Annotated in this window: 19 protein-coding genes; 11 read left to right on the forward strand and 8 right to left on the reverse strand. The window is 73.4% G+C overall.

Features of this window, described 5'->3' with window-relative positions:
• Nucleotides 1-33 precede the first annotated feature (33 nt).
• The 8 genes from JQC91_RS03680 (at nucleotide 34) to JQC91_RS03715 (ending at nucleotide 9,399) form a co-directional block, all read left to right on the forward strand.
• A complete protein-coding gene (locus JQC91_RS03680) occupies nucleotides 34-618 on the forward strand; it encodes a CoA pyrophosphatase (protein WP_203285401.1) in 585 nt (194 codons plus the stop codon).
• Between the two features lie 22 nt (nucleotides 619-640).
• Entirely contained in the window at nucleotides 641-1,711 is a 1,071-nt protein-coding gene (locus JQC91_RS03685; protein ID WP_238941315.1) for a CCA tRNA nucleotidyltransferase, read from the forward strand.
• Between the two features lie 102 nt (nucleotides 1,712-1,813).
• On the forward strand, nucleotides 1,814-2,404 hold the full coding sequence (locus tag JQC91_RS03690) for a LysE family translocator (RefSeq protein ID WP_203285403.1): 591 nt from the start codon (nucleotides 1,814-1,816) through the stop codon (nucleotides 2,402-2,404).
• Between the two features lie 52 nt (nucleotides 2,405-2,456).
• Nucleotides 2,457-4,295: an ABC transporter ATP-binding protein gene (locus JQC91_RS03695; RefSeq protein ID WP_203285404.1), complete on the forward strand. Its 1,839-nt coding sequence runs from the start codon at nucleotides 2,457-2,459 to the stop codon at nucleotides 4,293-4,295.
• Between the two features lie 282 nt (nucleotides 4,296-4,577).
• Entirely contained in the window at nucleotides 4,578-6,446 is a 1,869-nt protein-coding gene (locus tag JQC91_RS03700; RefSeq protein ID WP_203285405.1) for an ABC transporter ATP-binding protein, read from the forward strand.
• 81 nt (nucleotides 6,447-6,527) lie between these two features.
• Entirely contained in the window at nucleotides 6,528-7,724 is a 1,197-nt protein-coding gene (locus JQC91_RS03705; RefSeq protein WP_203285406.1) for a class I SAM-dependent RNA methyltransferase, read from the forward strand.
• Nucleotides 7,721-8,488: an ion transporter gene (locus JQC91_RS03710; protein ID WP_203285407.1), complete on the forward strand. Its 768-nt coding sequence runs from the start codon at nucleotides 7,721-7,723 to the stop codon at nucleotides 8,486-8,488. The genes JQC91_RS03705 and JQC91_RS03710 overlap by 4 nt, the downstream gene beginning before the upstream one ends.
• Nucleotides 8,489-8,502: 14 nt before the next feature.
• On the forward strand, nucleotides 8,503-9,399 hold the full coding sequence (locus JQC91_RS03715) for a DUF3578 domain-containing protein (protein ID WP_203285408.1): 897 nt from the start codon (nucleotides 8,503-8,505) through the stop codon (nucleotides 9,397-9,399).
• A 178-nt stretch (nucleotides 9,400-9,577) separates the two neighbouring features.
• Here the strand turns inward: JQC91_RS03715 and JQC91_RS03720 are convergent, their stop codons facing one another.
• The 8 genes from JQC91_RS03720 to JQC91_RS03755 all read right to left on the reverse strand — a co-directional run bounded on the left by JQC91_RS03720 (nucleotide 9,578) and on the right by JQC91_RS03755 (nucleotide 16,913).
• On the reverse strand, nucleotides 9,578-10,204 hold the full coding sequence (locus JQC91_RS03720) for a hypothetical protein (protein WP_203285409.1): 627 nt from the start codon (nucleotides 10,202-10,204) through the stop codon (nucleotides 9,578-9,580).
• A 169-nt stretch (nucleotides 10,205-10,373) separates the two neighbouring features.
• Entirely contained in the window at nucleotides 10,374-11,303 is a 930-nt protein-coding gene (locus JQC91_RS03725) for a restriction endonuclease (protein ID WP_203285410.1), read from the reverse strand.
• 66 nt (nucleotides 11,304-11,369) lie between these two features.
• On the reverse strand, nucleotides 11,370-13,298 hold the full coding sequence (dxs, locus tag JQC91_RS03730) for a 1-deoxy-D-xylulose-5-phosphate synthase (RefSeq protein WP_203285411.1): 1,929 nt from the start codon (nucleotides 13,296-13,298) through the stop codon (nucleotides 11,370-11,372).
• A gap of 9 nt (nucleotides 13,299-13,307) precedes the next feature.
• Nucleotides 13,308-14,168 carry a polyprenyl synthetase family protein gene (locus JQC91_RS03735; protein ID WP_203285412.1) on the reverse strand — a complete coding sequence of 287 codons (861 nt, stop codon included), beginning with the start codon at nucleotides 14,166-14,168 and terminating at the stop codon, nucleotides 13,308-13,310.
• Nucleotides 14,169-14,408: an exodeoxyribonuclease VII small subunit gene (locus JQC91_RS03740; RefSeq protein ID WP_203285413.1), complete on the reverse strand. Its 240-nt coding sequence runs from the start codon at nucleotides 14,406-14,408 to the stop codon at nucleotides 14,169-14,171.
• A complete protein-coding gene (locus JQC91_RS03745; RefSeq protein WP_203285414.1) occupies nucleotides 14,405-15,325 on the reverse strand; it encodes a histone deacetylase family protein in 921 nt (306 codons plus the stop codon). The genes JQC91_RS03740 and JQC91_RS03745 overlap by 4 nt, the downstream gene beginning before the upstream one ends.
• A gap of 392 nt (nucleotides 15,326-15,717) precedes the next feature.
• Nucleotides 15,718-16,413 carry a response regulator gene (locus JQC91_RS03750; protein WP_203285415.1) on the reverse strand — a complete coding sequence of 232 codons (696 nt, stop codon included), beginning with the start codon at nucleotides 16,411-16,413 and terminating at the stop codon, nucleotides 15,718-15,720.
• The gene (locus JQC91_RS03755; protein ID WP_203285416.1) at nucleotides 16,410-16,913 is read right to left on the reverse strand and encodes a MarR family transcriptional regulator; all 504 of its coding nucleotides are present in this window, start codon (nucleotides 16,911-16,913) and stop codon (nucleotides 16,410-16,412) included. The genes JQC91_RS03750 and JQC91_RS03755 overlap by 4 nt, the downstream gene beginning before the upstream one ends.
• 131 nt (nucleotides 16,914-17,044) lie before the next feature.
• Between JQC91_RS03755 and JQC91_RS03760 the strand changes: the two genes are divergently transcribed.
• From JQC91_RS03760 to JQC91_RS03770, 3 genes are all read left to right on the forward strand, one after another.
• Nucleotides 17,045-17,914: a branched-chain amino acid aminotransferase gene (locus tag JQC91_RS03760; protein ID WP_203285417.1), complete on the forward strand. Its 870-nt coding sequence runs from the start codon at nucleotides 17,045-17,047 to the stop codon at nucleotides 17,912-17,914.
• Nucleotides 17,915-17,921: 7 nt separating this feature from the next.
• On the forward strand, nucleotides 17,922-19,301 hold the full coding sequence (locus JQC91_RS03765; protein ID WP_203285418.1) for a citrate lyase subunit alpha: 1,380 nt from the start codon (nucleotides 17,922-17,924) through the stop codon (nucleotides 19,299-19,301).
• Between the two features lie 294 nt (nucleotides 19,302-19,595).
• A complete protein-coding gene (locus tag JQC91_RS03770; protein ID WP_203285419.1) occupies nucleotides 19,596-19,916 on the forward strand; it encodes a DUF2794 domain-containing protein in 321 nt (106 codons plus the stop codon).
• Nucleotides 19,917-19,946 lie beyond the last annotated feature (30 nt).

Here is a 19,946-nt window from a genome sequence, read left to right on the forward strand (position 1 = left end):
CCATGCCCCGGCACGGGGGCGGGGCATCCGCCAATGCTGACCGCCGCCGCCATCGCCGCCGCCGTCACCACGCCCGGCGCCCCCTCCTCCGATTTCGACCTCAACCCCGACGTCGTCCTCCCCGGACGCCGGACCTTGCGCGACGCCGCGGTCCTCGTCCCCGTCCTCGACGCCCCGGACGGCCCGCGCATCCTGCTGACCAAGCGCGCGTCGCATCTCAAGCACCACCCCGGCCAGATCGCCTTCCCGGGCGGCAAGCTGGAGCCCGGCGAGACCGTCGAGCAGGCTGCCCTGCGCGAGGCCCGCGAGGAGACCGGTCTGCCCGGCGCCACCCTCCTCGGCCGCCTGTCCTGCCACGAGACGGTCACCGGCTTCACCGTCACCCCCGTCGCCGCCCTGATCGAGCCGTTCGATCCCGCCCCCGAGCCGGGCGAGGTGGCCGAGGTGTTCACCGTGCCCGCCGCGCACCTCCTCGACCCCGCCATGTTCTCCGTGGAATCCCGCCGCTGGCGCGGGGCGTCCCGCAGCTACTATGCCGTGCCGTGGGGCCCCTACTACGTCTGGGGCGCGACGGCGCGGATACTTAGGGGGCTGGCGGACCGTGTGGCACTGGCTTGAGGCCGAGCCGACCCAACGGGTCATGGCGCTGCTGGAGGACGGGGGCCACGCGGCCCACGCGGTCGGCGGCTGCGTCCGCGATGCGCTGCTGGGCGTGCCCGTCCACGACATCGACCTGACCACCGACGCCCGCCCCGAGCGGGTCATCGCCTTGGCCGAGACGGCGGGCCTGCGCGCCGTACCCACCGGCATCGACCACGGCACCGTGACGCTCGTGGTGGACGGCGCGCCCTACGAGGTCACCACCTACCGCCGCGACGTCGAGACCGACGGGCGCCGCGCCGTGGTGGCCTTCGCCGACGACCTGTCCGAGGACGCGCGCCGCCGCGACTTCACGATGAACGCCCTCTACGCCGACCGGCGCGGCGCCGTGACCGACCCCGTGGGCGGCCTTCCCGACTTGGAGGCCCGACACGTCCGTTTCATCGGCACGCCCGAGAACCGCATCCGCGAGGACTACCTCCGCATCCTGCGCTTCTTCCGCTTCAACGCGTGGTACGGGGCCGATCTCGACGCGGACGGCCTCGCCGCCTGCGCGGAACTCGCCGACGGGATCGACCGCCTGTCGCGCGAGCGCGTGGGCCACGAGATGCGCCGCCTCCTCGCCGCCCCCGACCCCGCGCCCGCCGTCGCCAGCATGGGCCATTCCGGCGTACTCTGGCGCGTCCTGCCCGGCGCGGAATGGGCCGCGCTCGCCGTGCTCGTGCATCTGGAGGAGGGCCTCGCGCCCGACTGGCTGCGCCGCCTCGCCGTGCTGGGCGGCGACCCCGCCGGCCTGCGCCTGTCCCGCGCCGAGGCCAAGCGCCTCGCCGCGATCCGCGACGACGCGGCCCCCTTCGCCTTGGGCCACGCCCACGGGTTCGAGACGGCGCGCGGCGCCCTCCTCGTCCGCGCCGCCTCCCTCGGGATGCCGGTCGCGGGCCTCGACGCCGCCCGCGCGGGGGCCGACGCGACCTTCCCCCTGCGCGCTCGCGACCTGCCCGACCTGCAGGGCCCCGAGGTCGGCGCGGCGCTCGCCCGCGCCAAGGCCGCATGGCTCGCGGCGGAAGGCCGGATGGATCGACCGACGCTTCTGGAGGCCACCCGTGGCTAGGGCGCCCCTGCCCACGCGCGGGGGCCTCGCTCCCCAGTCCATCGCATCACCGCAGAGCGGCGCGCCGACCGCGCCGGAGGCCCCCGCGCAAGGCGGGGGCGTATGGCGCCCGTGATCGACCCCCTCTACCTCTTCGTCTTCGCCGGCCTCTTCACCCCCGGCCCGAACGTGATCCTCGTCACCACCTCCGGCGCGCGCTTCGGCCTGCGCCGCACGATCCCCCACATCGCGGGCATCGCGCTGGGCGTCGCCATCACCTCGGCCGCCACGTCGCTGGGCATCGGCGCGCTCCTCCTCGCCGTCCCCGCGCTGGAGTGGGCCCTCAAGACGATCTCCGCCGCGTGGATCCTCTGGATGGCGTGGACCCTCGCCCGCTCGCGGGGCCGCGCCGCCGAGGGGCGCGACCGCCCCTTCACGCTCGTCGAGGCCGTCCTCTTCCAATGGGTGAACCCCAAGGTCTGGGCCGTGGCGCTGGCCGCCACCTCCGGCTACGGCTCCGACCTCGCCCCCGCGTGGGAGGCGGCGCGCGTCGCGTCGGCCTTCGGCGGCATCAACCTCTTCGTCTGCACCTTCTGGACGGTGGCGGGGCAACTCCTGCGCTACCTGCTGGGAACCCCGGCGGCGTGGCGCGCGTTCACGCTTGTTATGGCCTTCGCGCTGGCGCTCTCCGCCGCCGCGATCTTCCTCGCCTGAGGGTGGGGGCCTGACCCCTCCGGGGAAATCCTTATCCGCACGAGGGCCCCGGATGTTCCGGTTCTTCGAGAGCTTGGTCGACCCCTATGTCGACCAGACAGACGACACGCCCCCGGCCAAGCTTTGGCCGTTCCTGCGGACGTGGACGCGCCCCTTCCACCGCCTCTTCGGCGTCACGGCGGCCGTCTCCGTCGTCGTGGCCTTCGTCGAGATCGGGCTGATCTGGTACATGGGCCGGGTCGTGGACCTGCTCGGCACCGCCGATCCGGCGACCGTGCTGGCCGAGCACGGGCTGGAGCTCACGCTCGCCGCCCTCTTCATCCTGCTGCTGCGCCCCGCGACGCAGGCCATCGACGTCCTGCTCCTGAACAACGCGGTGCTGCCGCAGATGGGCGCCATGTTCCGCTGGCGCGCCCATTCCCACGTGCTGCGCCAGTCCGTCGGCTGGTTCGAGGACGACTTCGCGGGCCGCATCGCCAACCGCATCATGCAGACGCCGACGGCGGCCGGCGACGCGATCTTCCAAGTGTTCGACGCGATCACCTTCGCGCTGGCCTACCTCGTGGGCGCCGCGATCCTGCTCTGGGGCGCCGACCCGCGGCTGGCCATCCCGCTGGCCGCGTGGCTCGTGCTCTACGGCCTCCTCGTGCGCTGGACGATGCGCCGCGTCGGCCCGGCGTCGAAGGCGTCGTCGGACGCGCGGAGCATGACAACGGGCCGCGTGGTCGACGCCTACACCAACGTCCACTCCGTCAAGCTCTTCGCCCACGAGGGGGAGGAACTGCGCTACGCCAAGGAGGCCATCGAGAAGACCCGCACCACCTTCGGGCGCGAGATGCGGATCTTCACCGTGATGGACATCTGCCTCGTGGCGCTCAACGGCTTCCTCATCGTGGCCGTGGTCGGCTGGGCCATCCTGCTCTGGGCGGGCGGCACGGCCAGCGTCGGCGCGGTGGCGGCGGCGGCCGCGCTCGTCCTGCGCCTCAACGCGATGACCGGCTGGATCATGTGGGCGCTCTCGACCTTCTTCCGCTCGCTCGGCGTCGTCGCCGAGGGGATGGAGACCATCGCCCAGCCCATATCCCTGCGCGACGCGCCCGCCGCGAAGCCTCTCGCCCTCACCGACGGCCGCATCGCCTTCGAGGACGTCTCCCACCACTATGGCGGCACGCAGGGCGGCCTCGACGGCGTCACCCTCCGCATCGCGCCGGGCGAGAAGGTCGGCGTCGTCGGCCGCTCAGGGGCGGGCAAGTCCACCCTCGTGAAGCTGCTCCTGCGCTTCTACGACCCCGAAGGCGGCACGATCCGCATCGACGGGCAGGACATCACGCAGGTGACGCAGACGTCGCTCCGCCACGCCATCGGCATGGTGCAGCAGGACTCGTCCCTGCTGCACCGCTCCGTCATGGACAACATCCGCTACGGCCGCGCCTCGGCCACCGACGCGGAGGTGGAGCGCGCGGCCCGGCAGGCGCAGGCCCACGAGTTCATCCTCGACCTCCAGGACGGCGAGGGCCGCACGGGCTACGCCGCGCAGGTCGGCGAGCGGGGCGTCAAGCTCTCCGGCGGCCAGCGCCAGCGCATCGCCTTGGCCCGCGTCATCCTCAAGGACGCGCCGATCCTCGTGCTCGACGAGGCGACCTCCGCCCTGGACAGCGAGGTGGAGGCCGCGATCCAGGACACGCTCTACGGCATGATGGAGGGCAAGACCGTCATCGCCATCGCCCACCGCCTCTCGACCATCGCGGCGCTCGACCGCATCGTGGTGATCGACGACGGGCGCGTGGCCGAGGAAGGGACGCACGACGCGCTCCTCGCGGCGGGCGGCCTCTACGCGTCGTTCTGGGCGCGCCAGTCGGGCGGGTTCATCGGGACGGCGGCGGCGGAGTAGGGCGTATCCCAGACCCGGTCCGGGACGACGTTCGCCGGGAGCGCATCGCTGGGCCGTGGCATGGCGACCCGACCCCACCACAGAGCGATTTATCCCTCACCCCCGCACGACGCTTTGGCGTCGCGCCAACGGAAAGGGATCGCCGTGCCGTCGGGCGGCCCGGCGATGCGCGGGCCGCTGGCGCGGCCGTATCGCACGGGCGCTTCGCTCGAAGCATCCTCGCCCGCGCCGTTTTCCGCCTCACCCGTTGGGCCTTCGGCCCGGCCCGCCTAGATGACCCCCATGCCCCCCATCCTCCGCCCCCTCGCCGACCGCATCGCGGCGGCGGTCCCGCCCTTCGCGGAGGCCTCCGGCCCCCCGCCGCGCGACCTGCTCGCCTTCTTCCGCTGGGGCCTGTCGGGCGCCACGCCGCTGCTGGTCGTGGCCTTCGTCGCCTCGGCCCTCGCCGGCACCACCGAGATCGTCACCGCCTTCCTGCTGGGCGCCGTCATCGACAGCGCGGCGGACCCGTCCTCGGGCTACCTCGGACGCAACCTCGGCCTGCTCGCGGCCTTCCTCGGCTTCTACCTGCTGCTGCGCCCCGGCATCTTCGGCGCCTCCGCCGCGCTGTCGGGCATCGGCGTGGCGCCCAACGTCTACCCGCTGGTCCAGTCGCGCCTGCACCGCCACACGATGGGCCAGTCGGTCGGCTTCTTCGACGACGACTTCGCGGGCCGGATCGCAGCCAAGCAGATGCAGACCGCCCGCGCCATGACCGAGGTCACGATGGAGACGATCAACGTCGTCGCCTTCGCCTCCGCCTCGCTGATCGGCTCGGCCATCCTGATGCTCGCCATCGACTGGCGCATCGCCGCCGCCATGACCGTCTGGATCGGGCTCTACGCCGCGATGTTCCGCTGGTTCATGCCGCGCATCCGCGAACGCTCCAAGGCCCGCGCGAGCGCCCGCGCGATGGTCACCGGGCAGGTCGTGGACACGGTCACCAACATCAAGACCGTCAAGCTCTTCGGCCACGCCGCGCACGAGGACCGCGCCGCGCTCGACTCCATGTCGGGCCTGCGCGACCGCTCGCTGTCCTTCGGGCGGCTGTCGTCGCTGTTCCGCTTCGTGCTGATGTTCGTCGCGGGCCTGCTGCCGATCATCATGATCGGCGGCACCGTCTGGATGTGGTCCGCCGGACAAGCGACCCCCGGCGACATCGCCGCCGCGGGCGCGGTCGCCTTCCGCCTCAGCCAGATGACCGGCTGGGTCAGCTTCACGCTCATGGCCCTCTACTCCAACATCGGCGAGGTGGAGGACGGCATGAACACGCTCGCCCGCCTCCACGACCTGACCGACGCGCCGGACGCGGCGGACCTGCCGCCGGTCGAGGGGCGCATCGCCTTCGAGGACGTGACCTTCACCTACGGGCGCGCCGACGGCGGCGGGATCCGCGACCTCGCCCTGACCATCGCGCCGGGCGAGAAGGTGGGCCTCGTGGGCGCCTCGGGCGCGGGCAAGTCCACCGTCGTCTCCGCGCTGCTGCGCCTCTACGACGTCGAGGGGGGCCGCGTGACGCTGGACGGCCACGACGTCCGCGCGGTGACGCAGGACTCCCTTCGCCGCCAGATCGCGCTCGTCACGCAGGAGACGGCGATGTTCAACCGCTCCGCGCGCGAGAACATCCTCTACGGGCGCCCCGACGCCTCCGAGGCCGAGATGGTCGAGGCGGCGAAGCGCGCCGAGGCGCACGACTTCATCCTCTCCTTGCGCGACGGCAAGGGCCGCACCGGCTACGACGCGCATCTGGGCGAGCGCGGCGTCAAGCTCTCGGGCGGCCAGCGCCAGCGCATCGCGCTCGCCCGCGCCATCCTCAAGGACGCGCCCGTGCTGGTGCTGGACGAGGCGACGTCGGCGCTCGACAGCGAGGTCGAGGCGGCGATCCAGACCGCGCTGGAGCGTGTGATGGACGGCAAGACCGTGCTCGCCATCGCCCACCGCCTGTCGACCATCGCGCGGATGGACCGGATCGTTGTGATGGACGAAGGGCGCATCGTCGAGGAGGGCACCCACCGCGACCTGCTCGCGCAGGGCGGCCTCTACGCCCGCTACTGGGAGCGGCAGTCGGGCGGCTTCCTCGGGCTGGACGAGGACGCCGTGGCGGCGGAATAGCGTCTCGGGCCTCCGGCCCGACCCGGCGGGGGCTCCGCCCCCGGACCCCCGGAGTATTTCGGGAACATCGAAGAGGGCGGGATGCTGAGGATCGAGAGGCTGGGCGCGGGCGGCGACGGCGTGGCCGGGGACGGCACCTTCGTCGCGCGGACCCTGCCGGGCGAGGTCGTGGAGGGCGAGGCGGTCGAGGAGCGCCTCGACGCGCCGCGCATCATCACCCCCTCGCCCGACCGCGTGGCCCCGCCTTGTCCCCACTTCAAGCGCTGCGGCGGCTGCGCGCTCCAGCACGCGTCCGACCCCTTCGTCGCCGCGTGGAAGGCCGAGCGCGTCCGCGCGGCCCTCGCCCAGCGCGGCCTCGACGCCGAGGTCGCGGGCACCGCCACCTCGCCCCCCGCCTCGCGCCGCCGCGCCGCGCTGACCGGGCGGCGCACCAAGAAGGGCGCCGTGGTCGGCTTCCACGTCCGCCGGTCCGAGGAGGTGGTCGCCATCCCCGGCTGCACCCTGCTCCTGCCGCAGATCGTCGAACGCCTGCCCGTGCTGGAGGCCGTCGCCCGCCTCGCCGCGACGCGGGGCGGCACCGTGGGCCTGCACGTCACGTGGAGCGACCCGGGGCTCGACCTCGTCGTCACCGACGCCAAGCCCGCCACCCCCGACCTGCTCGGCGAAGTCGCGGCGCTCGACCTCGCCCGCGTCACGTGGAACGGCGAGCCGCTCCTCCTCGCCCGCGCGCCGTCCCGCCGCATGGGCGCGGCCACCGTCACCCCGCCGCCCGGCGCCTTCCTCCAAGCCACCGACCACGGCGAGGCCGCCCTCCTCGCCGCCGTCCGCCGCGCCGTCGGCGGCGCGTCCCGCATCGCCGACCTCTTCGCGGGCTGCGGCACCTTCGCGCTGCCCCTGGCCTCGGCGGCCCACGTCGACGCCTACGACGGCGACCGCGCCCTCGTCGCCGCGCTGCGCGACGGGGCCGCCACCGCGCCCACGCTCAAGCCCGTGACCGCCACCGCCCGCGACCTCTTCCGCGACCCCCTGACCGAGGCCGAACTCACCCCCTACGACGCCGTCGTCATCGACCCGCCCCGCGCGGGCGCGCAGGCCCAGATCGCCCGCCTCGCCGCCTCCGGCGTGCCCACCATCGCCCACGTCTCGTGCAACCCCGCGACCTTCGCCCGCGACGCGGGCGCGCTGGTTGACGCGGGCTACCGGATGGGACCAATCGCCGTCGTGGACCAGTTCCGCTGGTCGCCCCATGTCGAACTCGTGGCCGCCTTCACCCGATGAACACCCTCCGCGCCTTCGTGTCCTCGGACGCCTTCAACCGCTTCATCGTCGCGGTGATCGTGGTCAACGCGATCACCCTCGGCCTCGAGACCGTCCCCGCCGCCATGCGCGCGGCCGGCGGCCTCATCCTCCTGATAGACCTCGTCTGCCTGTCGATCTTCACCGCCGAGCTGGCGCTCAAGATCGCGGCCCACGGCCCCCGCTTCTTCCGCTCGGGCTGGAACTGGTTCGACCTGATCGTCGTCGCGGTCGCCTACATCCCCGGCAACGGCGGCCTGTCGGTGCTGCGCGCGCTGCGCATCCTGCGCGTCCTGCGGCTGGTCAGCGCCTTCCCCCGCCTGCGCCGCGTGGTCGAGGGGTTCTTCTCCGCGCTGCCCGGCATGGCGAGTGTGTTCCTCCTGATGGCGCTGATCTTCTACATGGCCTCCGTCATGGCGACGAAGTTCTTCGCCGCCACCCACCCCGAGTGGTTCGGCGACATCGGCCGCTCGGCCTACTCGCTGTTCCAGATCATGACGCTGGAATCGTGGTCGATGGGGATCGTGCGCCCGATCATGGAGATCCACCCGTGGGCGTGGGCCTTCTTCGTGCCCTTCATCCTCGCCACCACCTTCGCGGTGGTGAACCTGCTGGTGGGCCTGATCGTGAACTCCATGCAGGACGCCCACGGCGCGGAGGAGGCCGAGGCGACCGACGCCTACCGCGACGAGGTGCTCGACCGCCTCAAGGCCATCGAGGCGCGGCTGGACCGGGACGGCCGCTGACCCACCTTCGGGCGATGCCGTCCCTCGCCGACACCACCGCCGAGATCCTGCTCCGCCACCCGCACGAGGCCGGGCGCCCCCTCTCCGACAGCCCGCTCGCCGCCCTGATCCGCGAGGAGTGGCGCGCCGCCGGGGCCGAGGCCGCCGCCTCCCACCACCGCGTCCGCGCCTCCGCCGGGCGGGGCCGCGCATGGGCGCAGGTGCCGTGGCTCGCGTGGTTCGACGAGCTGATCACCACCTCGGCCCAGCGCGGCTTCTACGTGGTGCTGCTGCTCTCGCCCGAACGCGCCACCGCCACCCTGTCGCTGGCCATCGGCTCCGAGGCCGTCACCCGCGCCTTCGGCGAGGCGCGCGGCCGCGCCGTCCTGCGCCGCCGCGCGGCGGACGTGCGCGACCGCCTCCCCGACCACGCGGCGCGGTTCGACGCGGGCCCCATCGACCTCGGCGGCACGTCGACGCTCCCGCGTGGCTACGAGGCGTCGCACTGCTTCGGGCGCACCTACGCGCTCCCCGACCTCTCCGACGCCGCGCTCCATGCCGACCTCCATGCCCTGCTCGCCGCCTACGCCGACCTGATCGCGCGCGGGGGCCTCCTGCCGCCCGAACTCGTGGCCGACCCCCGCGCCGCCTTGGCCGAGCGGGTCGAGTCCGCCCCCCACGTCCGCCGCATGGCCTTCACGGCGCACGGCCACGCCTGCGCCGCCTGCGGCCTCGACGGGCGGCTGGCCTACGCCGGAACGGCGGACCCGGTCACGGAGGTCCACCTCCTGACCCCCACCGCGCGGCCCGGGACCGAGGACGTCGCCATCCTCTGCCCCACCTGCCATGCCGCGATCCACGCGCAGGACGACCCGGCGGACATGGCCGCGCTCCGGCGGCGGCTGCGATTCGTGGTCGGGACGCCCGGCTAGCCCGCCGGAGCGCATCGCAGGGCCGTGGCGCGGCGACCCGACCCCACAGCGCCGCGGTTTATCCCTCACCCCCGCACGACGCCCCCACGTCTCGCCCACGACAGACCGATCGCCGGGCCGGGGGGCGGCCCGGCGATGCGCGGACCGCTGCGCGGTCGTATCGCGCAGGCGCTCCGCCCTACGGCTTCTCCCGCAGCAGCCGCATCACCCGCAGCTCCGGTCGCAGCCACGCCGCCACCTCCGGCGCCGTCCAGCGCAGCAGGTCCATCGCCCGCCCGTAGTCCCGCGACAGGTCGCGCCGGACCAGCGGCTCGTGATGCGACACCCGGTTCCGCAGCGCCCGCACGTCCTGCGCCGCCGCATCCAGCCCCGCCCGTCCGACCCCGTCCGGCAGCCCCGGAAAGCTCGCACGGGGATCGGACCACAGGCCGTCGTACTTCTCCGCCAGCATGGTCGCCCAGAACCCGAAGGACAGGTCCGCGACCAGCCGCCCCCGTGCCACCGCCCCGTCCGTCCGCACCCGCCGCACGGCCCGTCGCAACGTCCCGGCCCCCGGCGCCCCGAGCAGGTCGAGGAACGGCTCCGCCTCCCACCAGTCCGCGCCGAACGCCCCCGCCAGCCGCCGCTCCACCGCGTTGCGCAGCGCCACCTCCGCCGCGCCGAGCAGCGGCAGGAAGGCGGCCCCCATCTCCGCGTTCCACAGGTAGAGCCGCAGCGCGCGCGCCTCGTCCCACCCCGCCGCGCGGCGATAGGTCGACAGCCGCTCCTCGGAGAGGGCGGTTCGGAGGGGCGGCGGAATCGGCATAATGTTCTGTTTTTGTTCTTATGACGTCGGGCCAAGGGGTCAAGGTCCGCCTTGACGCACGCCCCGCCGGGCCGCATCTCTCGCCCGTCGGGCGCGCGATCCGCGCCCATCACGTCAGAGCCCCGCGACAGCCTCACGGCCCTCGCGGGGTTTCGCGTCTCCGGGGCCTTCAGCCGTCCGCGAAGTAGTCCTCGTCCACGCCCTTCACCACGTGGACGCGCCGCTCCCGGACGCCGACCCCGTGCAGGATCATGAGGTCCGCCAAGCGGGCCCCGTCGATCAGGACGATCCGGTGCTGCACCCGGTCCACGTAGTCCACCGCCTCCCGCGAGAAGCCGGAGGTGGTGACGAACACGCCCTTGGACGCGCCCTCGCCGGTCAGCGAGCCGACGAAGGCCTGCAGGGCGGGGCGTCCGACCTTGTTCTCCGGCGCGTAGCGCTTGGCCTGCACGTAGACCGCGTCGAGGCCCAGCGGGTCCTCGTTGACCACGCCGTCGATGCCGCCGTCGCCCGAGCGGCCCAGACGCTCCCCCATCCGCGGGTCGCCCCCGCCGTAGCCCATCGCCAAGAGCAGATCGACGATCAGCCCCTCGAACCGCAGCGGCGTGAGCGACAGGACCGCCGCCGCGACCTCCTCGCGCAGCACCGCGCGCAGCGATCGCATCGCGTCCTCCATCACCTCCTCGGGCGGGGCGTCCTCGACCGGGTCCGGGGACCGTCCCGCGTCGGGCGCGGAGGCAGGCGTGGCGGAGCGGGCGCGGCTCTCGGAGAGCCACGCCTCGAACTCCTCGAACCGTCTCAGAGCGGTGAGGTCGATCCGTTCGCCCAAGGCCAGCATCTCGCGCCCGCGCGCGGTGATGTGGTGGACGCCGCGTCTCGGACTTTCGAGCAGGCCAGCCTTGCCCATGTGGGTGCGTGCCCAGTGGGCACGATCATAGAGCAGGGTCTTCCGTCCGCTCGGAACGGTCTCGGCCATGTCAGCTTCGGACAGGCCGAGCGTCCGCGCCACGGCAGGCAGCGCCTCCGGCACGGAGGTCGCTCCGTCCGCGAAGGCCTGCAGGACGGGGCGCATCATCGTCTGATAGTCGGGAACCGGCATGATCCGATGGGGCCACGCGCGGGGCGCCGCCGCAACCCCGTGGGATGGGGTTTCACCCCATCACCCTCACGCCTCCCGCCGCGCCTCCAGCACCTCGACGCCCAGCACCTCCAGCGCCAGCCGCTCGATGTCCGCCGCCTGAAGCCCCGCCGCCTCGTACATCTCGACGGGCGCGCCTTGGTCGATGAACCAGTCGGGCAGCACCATCGAGCGGAACTTCAGCCCGTCGTCGAACACGCCCTCGGTGGCCAAGAGCTGCGCCACGTGGCTGCCGAAGCCGCCCACGGCGCCCTCCTCCACGGTGATCAGCGCCTCGTGCTCCGCCGCCAGCCGCAGGATCAGGTCGCGGTCCAAGGGCTTGGCGAAGCGCGCGTCCGCCACCGTGGGCGACACGCCCCGCGCCATCAGCGCCTCGCGCGCGCGCTCCACCTCGGCCAGCCGGGCCCCGAAGGACAGGATCGCCACGCGCTCCCCCTCGTGGACCATCCGGCCGCGCCCGATCTCCAGCGGCACCCCGCGCTCGGGCATCTCGACGCCCACGCCCGCGCCGCGCGGGTAGCGGAACGCCGTCGGCCCGTCGTCGCGCGCCACCGCCGTGGCGACCATGTGGACCAGCTCCGCCTCGTCGGCGGCGGCCATCACCACGAAGTTCGGCAGGTTCGACAGGTAGGCGATGTCGTAGGAGCCCGCATGGGTCGCCCCGTCCTGCCCCACCAGCCCCGCCCGGTCGATGGCGAAGCGGACGGGCAGGTTCTGCAACGCCACGTCGTGCACGATCTGGTCGTAGCCGCGCTGCAGGAAGGTCGAGTAGATCGCCGCAAACGGCTTCATCCCGCCCGCCGCCATGCCCGCGCAGAACGTCACGCCGTGCTGCTCGGCGATGCCCACGTCGAACGTCCGGTTCGGGAACCGCGCCCCGAACAGGTCCAGCCCCGTCCCGTCCGGCATCGCCGCCGTCACCGCGACGATCCGGTCGTCGCGCTCGGCCTCGGAGATCAGCGCCTCGGCGAACACCTTGGTGTAGGACGGCGCATTCGGCTGGGCCGCCGCGTTCGGCGCCTTGACCACCGCGCCCGACACCGGGTCGAACTTGCCCCGCGCGTGGCCCCGGTCGGCGGAGCCCTCGGCGGGCCGGAAGCCCTTCCCCTTCTTGGTGATCGCGTGGATCAGGATCGGTCCGTCCGCCCGCACCTTCACCGTGCGCAGCACCGCGAGCAGCTGGTCCATGTCGTGCCCGTCGATCGGCCCCACGTAGGAGAAGCCCAGCTCCTCGAACAGCGTGCCCCCCACGGTCACGCCCTTGAGCATCTCCTTCGCCCGCTTCGCCCCCTCCTGCAGCGGCAGCGGCAGGTGCGACACCGCCTCCTTGGCGGCCGCCTTCAGGTCCTGGAACGGCGCCCCCGCATAGAGCCGCGACAGGTAGGACGACATCGCCCCCACCGGCGGCGCGATGCTCATCTCGTTGTCGTTCAGGATCACGATCAGCCGCTTCTTCAGGTGCCCCGCGTGGTTGAGCGCCTCGAACGCCATTCCCCCGGTCAGCGCGCCGTCCCCGATCACCGCGATCGCGTCGCCCGTGTCCTGCCCCAGCTCCCGCGCCATCGCGAAGCCCAGCGCCGCCGAGATCGACGTCGACGAATGCGCCGCCCCGAACGGGTCGTAGGGCGACTCCGTCCGCTTGGTGAAGCCCGACAGCCCGTCCTTCTGGCGCAGGGTCCCCATCCGGTCCCGCCGCCCCGTCAGGATCTTGTGCGGATAGCACTGGTGCGACACGTCCCAGACCAGCTTGTCGCGCGGCGTGTCGAACACCGCGTGCAGCGCGACGGTCAGCTCGACCACGCCCAGCCCCGCACCCAAGTGGCCCCCGACCTGGCTCACCGCCCAGATCGTCTCGGCGCGCAGCTCGTCCGCCACCCGGCGCAGCGCGGCCCCGTCCATCCCCTTCAGGTCGGCCGGCCCGGCCACCCGGTCCAACGTCGGCGTCTGCGGTCGCATGTCTGCCCCCTAGCGGTCCCGGTGGACGATGTAGTCCGCCATCGCCGCGAGGTTAGCCGCAGCGTCCCCGTAAGGCAAAAGCGACAACTTAGCCTGTTCCACCAAGCTGACGGCGCGCGCCCGCGCCCCCTCGGCGCCCAGCAGATCGACGAAGGTCGCCTTGCCCGCCGCGGCGTCCTTGGCCACCGCCTTGCCCACGAGGGCGGCGTCCCCCTCCACGTCCAAGAGGTCGTCCTTGATCTGGAACGCCAGACCCACGGCCTCGGCATAGGCGACCAGCGGCGCGGGGTCCGCCCCCCCGAGCAGCGCGCCCGCCCGGCACGGCCACTCCAGCAGGCGCCCGGTCTTCAGCCGCTGGATCTCCACGATCCCCGCCTCGTCGGCCAGCCCCCCGGTCTCGGCGGCGATGTCCAGCTCCTGCCCCCGCACCATGCCGCGCCCGCCCGCGTCGCGCGCCAGCCACAGGCACAGGTCGGCCCGCACCGCCCCGTCCGGATGGGTCGCCGGGTCGGCCAGCGTCTCGAAGGCCACCGTCTGCAGCGCGTCCCCGGCCAGCACGGCGGTCGCCTCGTCCCATCTCACGTGGACCGTCGGCTGCCCCCGCCGCAGATCGTCGTCGTCCATCGCGGGCAGGTCGTCATGGACCAAGGAATAGGCGTGGACGCATTCGATGGCGCAGGCCGCCCGCACCGCACGCGACCGCGGCACGCCGAACAGCGACGCCGCCTCCAGCGCGAGGAACCCTCGCACCCGCTTGCCGCCCGCCACCGCGTAGCGCATGGCGGCGGCGACCTCGCCGTCCCGCGGCCCGAGCAGGTCGTCCAACGCCGCCTGCACCTCGACCCGCGCCGCCTCCAGCGCGTCGCGCATCTACAGGTCTCCGGCGGGCTCGGAACCGGTGGCACGCCCCTTGGCGTCCCGCGTGATGACGTCCACTTGCTCTTCGGCCGCACTTAGCAGCTCGTTGCAACGGGCTCGAAGAACAGCTCCCCGCTTATACAGTTGGATGGACTCGTCCAGCGGCACCTCGCCGCCCTCCAGCCTTGCCACGACCGCCTCCAATTCCGCGATCGCGTCCTCGAAGGTCATCTCTTGGATCGCGTCGGTCATGCACCCTCCATCAGCGTGGCGACATGGGCGGCCGCCGAGGCCCCCAAGGCGTCGAGGTCATAGCCCCCTTCGAGGCACGAGACCACCCGTCCGCCCGCGCTCTCCCGCGCCAGCTTCATCAGTTCGCGGGTGATCCAGACGAAGTCCCCCTCGTCCCACTCCAGTTGGGCCAGCGGGTCGTCCGCATGGGCGTCGAACCCCGCCGAGATCAGCACCAGTTCGGGCGCGAAGTCCCGCAGCCGTGGCAGCACCCCCTCCATCGCCGCGCGCAACGCGGCACCGTCGGACCCCGGCGGCAGCACCCGGTTGACGATGGTGTCGTGCGCGCCGCGCTCCGACGACGCGCCCGTGCCGGGCCAGAGCGGCGACTGGTGCGTGCTGACGAAGAGCGCGCGCGCCTCGTCCCACAGCAGGTCCTGCGTCCCGTTCCCGTGGTGGACGTCGAAGTCGACCACCGCGACCCGCTCCAGCCCGTGATGCTCCAGCGCGTGCTTGGCGGCGATGGCCACCGTGCCGAACAGGCAGAACCCCATCGGCGTCTCCCGCTCCGCATGGTGCCCCGGCGGGCGCATGGCGACGAAGGCGTTGTCCGCCTCGCCCGCCATCACGAGGTCCACCCCCTGCACCGCGCCCCCCACCGCCAGCCGCGCCGCGCGCAGCGTCCCGGGCGACAGCCACGTGTCCGCGTCCAGCTGCGCGAAGCCGTCTTCGGGCGACGCCGCCGTCAGCCGGTCGAGGTAGCGCTGCGGATGGCAGCGCAGCAGCGCCGCGTCCCCGGCCTCCACGGCCTCCACCCGCATCAGGTCCATGCCGTCCAAGGCGCGCATCACGGCGGCGTGGCGGGCGACCTGCTCGGGGTGGCCCGGCGGCATCAGGTGGTCGGCGGCGGCGGGGTGGGAGATCAGCGCGGTGGTCATGGCCGGTGGCTAGCGCGCCCGCTCCGCCGACGCACTATCTTCCCGCGCCCCGCCGCCTCGTCTTGGCCGAGATATCTCGCGGGACCGACCGAAGGGCGGCGGGGCGCCGTTCCGCGGCGCCCCGGATGCCGAACGGCCCGCCGGTCAAGCCCCGAGACGCTCCACTGGAAAGGGTCTGCGCCGCTGACCCAATCCGAAGGACGGGACTCCGGCGGTTAACCTCTCGGAAGGCATCGCGGGCCGAATGGGTCCGATCCGTCCCCATCGTTCGCGCCGCAGTGCAGCATCCCAAGGCGCCGTCCGCGCCGGGACAGGCCGAATCTCGGCGGAGATCATCGTACGAACCGTGAAGAACGGCTCGTCCGGCACGTGAATTCCGTGAAGACCGCGCCTCAATCCGGCGCCAGCATGTAGCCCTCGCCCCGCACCGTCTGGAGGTAGCGGGGCTGCTTCGGGTCGCGCTCCAGCTTGCGCCGCAGCCGCGTGATCTGCACGTCGATCGCCCGCTCGCCCGTGTCCTCCTGCCCGCGCCCCAGCCGCTCGATCAGGTCGCCGCGGCTGACCGGCTCGTGCGGCGAGGTCGACAGCACCCGCATCAGGGCCTGTTCCGTCGCCGTCAGCCGCACCGCCTCCGACCCGGCCCACAGCTCGCCCCGCTCGAGGTCGTAGCGCAGCGGCCCCAGCTGCAGCGCGGTGGGCTGCGCCTCGGGCGAGGACGGCGCGCGCCGCAGGATCGCCTTGAGCCGCAAGAGCAGCTCCTTCGGCTCGAACGGCTTGGGCAGGTAGTCGTCCGCGCCCGCCTCCAGCCCCGCGATGCGGTCCGAGGTCTCGGACTTCGCGGTCAGCAGCAGGACGGGCACCGAGGACGTCTCGCGCAGGGTCTGGCAGAAGGTGATCCCGTCCTCGCCCGGCATCATCACGTCGAGGACGACGATGTCGAAGTCCAGCCCCGTCAGGATCTTGCGGGCGTGCGCGGCGTCCCGCGCCGCCGTCACGAGGTAGCCGTTGCGCTGCAGGAACTTCCGCAGCAGGTCGCGGATGCGCTCGTCGTCGTCGACCAGCAGCACGTGGGCTTGCATGTCGCTCATCGGGTCTCCGTCTCCTCGCCCACGCCGCGAGCGTAGAGGCGACGCATCTCCGGGTCCATCATCCGCTCCAGCACCGCGCGGAAGCCGGCCACCGCCTCCGGCCCCGCCTCGCGGAAGGCCTGCCGCATCCGCGCGCGCTGCGCGTCCGACAGCCGCCGCTCCAGCGCGGCCCCGTCCTCGGTCAGCGTCAGCAGCCGCTGCCGCCGGTCCGCCCGGCCCACCCGGCTCTCGACCAGCCCGTCCTCCTGCAGCGTCCGCAGCACCCGGTTCAGCGACTGCTTCGTCACCCCGAGGATCGCCAGCAGCGCCGCCACGTTCAGCCCCGGCTGCCGCCCGATGAAGTGCAGCGCCCGGTGATGCGCCCTGCCGTATCCCCGCTCCTCGAGGATCCGGTCCGGATCGGCGGTGAACCCCCGGTAGGCGAAGAACATCGCCTCGATCCCCCGCCTGAGCTGCACATCCGTCAGGAACAGCAGATCCGCCCCGCGCCCGTCATCCATCGTGGAATCCCCCTCCGGTCGGGGATACGTCAGCATTGTTGACATACCAACACCGAATAGGTAGCGACGGCCGATTTCTACGCAACATCGTGTCCGAACCGGACCGATCCACGCAACGAACGGAGGTGGGCATGGCCGGGAACTACGCCGAGATGGATGGCAAGATCTGGATGGACGGCAAGTTGGTCGAATGGTCCGAGGCCAACGTCCACTTGCTTACGCACGCCATGCACTACGCCTCCGCCGTGTTCGAGGGCGAGCGGGCCTACGGGGGCACCATCTTCGAGAGCCGCAGGCATTCGGAGCGGCTCCACTTCTCGGCCCGCGAGCTGGACTTCGAGATCCCGTGGACCGTCGACGAGATCGAGGCCGCCAAGTACGAGACGATGAAGGCCAACGGCCTGTCGGACGCCTACGTGCGGGCGCTGGCCTTCCGCGGCGCGGGCGAGGACATGGGCGTCTCGAGCGCGCGCAACCCCGTCCGGCTGGCCATCGCGACGTGGGCATGGGGCGACTACTACGGCGACGCCAAGATGCGCGGCGCCAAGCTCGACATCGCGAAGTGGAAGCGCCCCTCGCCCGAGACCGCGCCGTCCCACGCCAAGGCGGCGGGCCTCTACATGATCTGCACGATGTCCAAGCATGCCGCCGAGGCGAAGGGCTGCTCGGACGCGCTGATGTTCGACTATCGCGGCTACGTGGCCGAGGCGACGGGCGCCAACGTGTTCTTCGTCAAGGACGGCGAGGTGCACACGCCCACGCCCGACTGCTTCCTCAACGGCATCACGCGGCAGACCGTGATCGGGATGCTGGAGGACCGCCAGATCAAGGTCCACGAGCGCCACATCATGCCCGAGGAGCTGGAGGGCTTCGAGCAGTGCTGGCTGACCGGCACGGCAGCGGAGGTGACGCCGGTCGGGAAGATCGGCGACTACAGCTTCGAGGTCGGCGCGCTGGCGAAGGACATGAGCCAGTCCTACGAGAAGCTGGTCCGCGCCTGACGCGGGGGTGGCGGATGCCCTGACCGAGGCGATCGCCGCCGCCGGCCTCCGCTCCGGGGGCACGCTCTCGCTCCACCACCACTGGCGCGACGGGGACCGCGCCATGACGCAAGCGCTCGACGCCTGCGCCGCGCTCGGGCTCGCGGGGCTGCACCTCGCGGCCTCGTCGCTCTTCCCCTGCCACGCCGCCCTGATCCCCCGCCTGCGGGACGGGACGGTCGGGCGGATCACCACGTCCTACATGCGCGGCCCGCTGGCCGACCTCGTGGCGTCGGGCGGGTTCGACGGGCCGGTAACCCTCCAGACCCATGGCGGGCGGGCGCGGGCGATCGGGGCCGGCGACCTCCGCATCGACCTCGCGCTGGTGGGCGTGCCCCGCGCCGGACCGGACGGGGCCTTGGGCGGGGCGGACGGGCCGTGGGCTTGCGGCCCGCTGGGCTACGCGATGACCGAGGCGGCCCATGCCCGGCACGTCGTCGCCCTCGCGGCGGAGCGCGGCCCCCTCACGCGGACCTGCATCCCGGCGGCGCATGTCGACGCGGTGATCGACGGCACCCCCGGAGACCCCCGCGGCATCGCGTCCGGCACCACCGCCGCGCGACCCTCGCCCGAGGGCGCGCGCGTCGCGGCGCTGGTGGTCGAGATGCTCGCGGCGGGCGGGTTCGTCCGCGACGGGATGCGGGTGCAGTCGGGCGCCGGCGCCGTGGCGCTGGCTGTGACGGCGGGGCTGGGCCGGGCGATGGCGGCGCGCGGGGTCCGCGGCGCGTGGGCCAGCGGGGGCATCACCGCGGCGGCGGTCGGCCTGCACCGCGAGGGGCTGTTGGCCCGCCTCCGCGACGTGCAGGCGTTCGACGCGGCGGCGGTCGCCTCCTACCGCGACGATCCCGCCCACGAGGCGCTCTCGGCGGCGGCCTACGCCGATCCGACGCGGGCCTGCGCGGCGCACGACCTGGACGTGGCGATCCTCGGGGCGGCGGAGGTGGACGCCGACTTCGACGTCAACGTCACCACCACGGCGGACGGGCGGATCATCGGCGGGTCGGGCGGGCATGCCGACGTGGCCGAGGGGGCCGCCTTCACGGTGGTCGCGACGGCGCTCCGCGCGGGCGGCGCGCCCAAGCTGGTCGAGCGGGTCGCCCACCGCACGACGGCGGGCGCGCATGTCGACGCGGTCGTGACGGAGGGCGGCATCGCGCTGCCCCCGCGCCATGCGGCGCTCGCCGCGCGGCTGCGGCGCGCGGGCCTGCCGGTGCGCGACATCCGCGACCTCGTGGCCGCCGCCGGTCCGGCCCCGGCCCCTCCTCCGGCGGAGGGGCGGATCGTGGCGCGGTCCGAGGACCGGCACGGGCGCGCGGGCGACGCGATCCGCGCGAGGAGCGGCCCCTGAACGCGAAGACCCCCCGCCCGGTATGCTCCGGGTCGGGGGGTCGCTCGTTCCTGACCTCTGACGGGTCGGTGTTCGTTCCGGTGTCGAGAGGGTCCCGGCGGCGGCGATGTGGGGGCAATCTGTGCCGCCGCCGGTCCCTTTCGATGGGGAAAGGTGTGCCCCCCGCCCGTGGCGCGGTTCGGGAGCGCGTCGGGTCGGCGCGGGGTGCTTTCGGGGCACGATCTGGGCACGCCGCGCGGCTTCGCCCCATCCCCGCCGCTTGATCCAAGGCGAAGGCCACGCAAATGTGGAGGCATGAACGCCCCCCTGCGCCCCGAGCCCGTCCATTTCCACCGCACCGAACTCGCGCCGATCCTCGGCCTCTACGGGCGCATGGTCGCCGCGGGCGAATGGCGCGACTACGGGATCAGCGCGCTGAAGGACGTGGCGGTGTTCTCGGTGTTCCGCCGCACCGCCGAGCAGCCGCTCTACCGGATCGAGAAGCGCCCCCGCCTGCGCGACAAGCAGGGGCAATACGCGGTGATCGGCATGGACGGGCGCATCCTCAAGCGGGGCCACGACCTGCGGTCCGTCCTGCGGGTGCTGGAGCGCAAGCTGATCCGCGCGGTGACCTGACCGGCGTTGAGCCGGGGCGCCTCTTCGGGT

Origin of the sequence: Jannaschia sp. Os4 (assembly GCF_016820245.1) — a bacterium.
Taxonomy (GTDB): domain Bacteria; phylum Pseudomonadota; class Alphaproteobacteria; order Rhodobacterales; family Rhodobacteraceae; genus Jannaschia.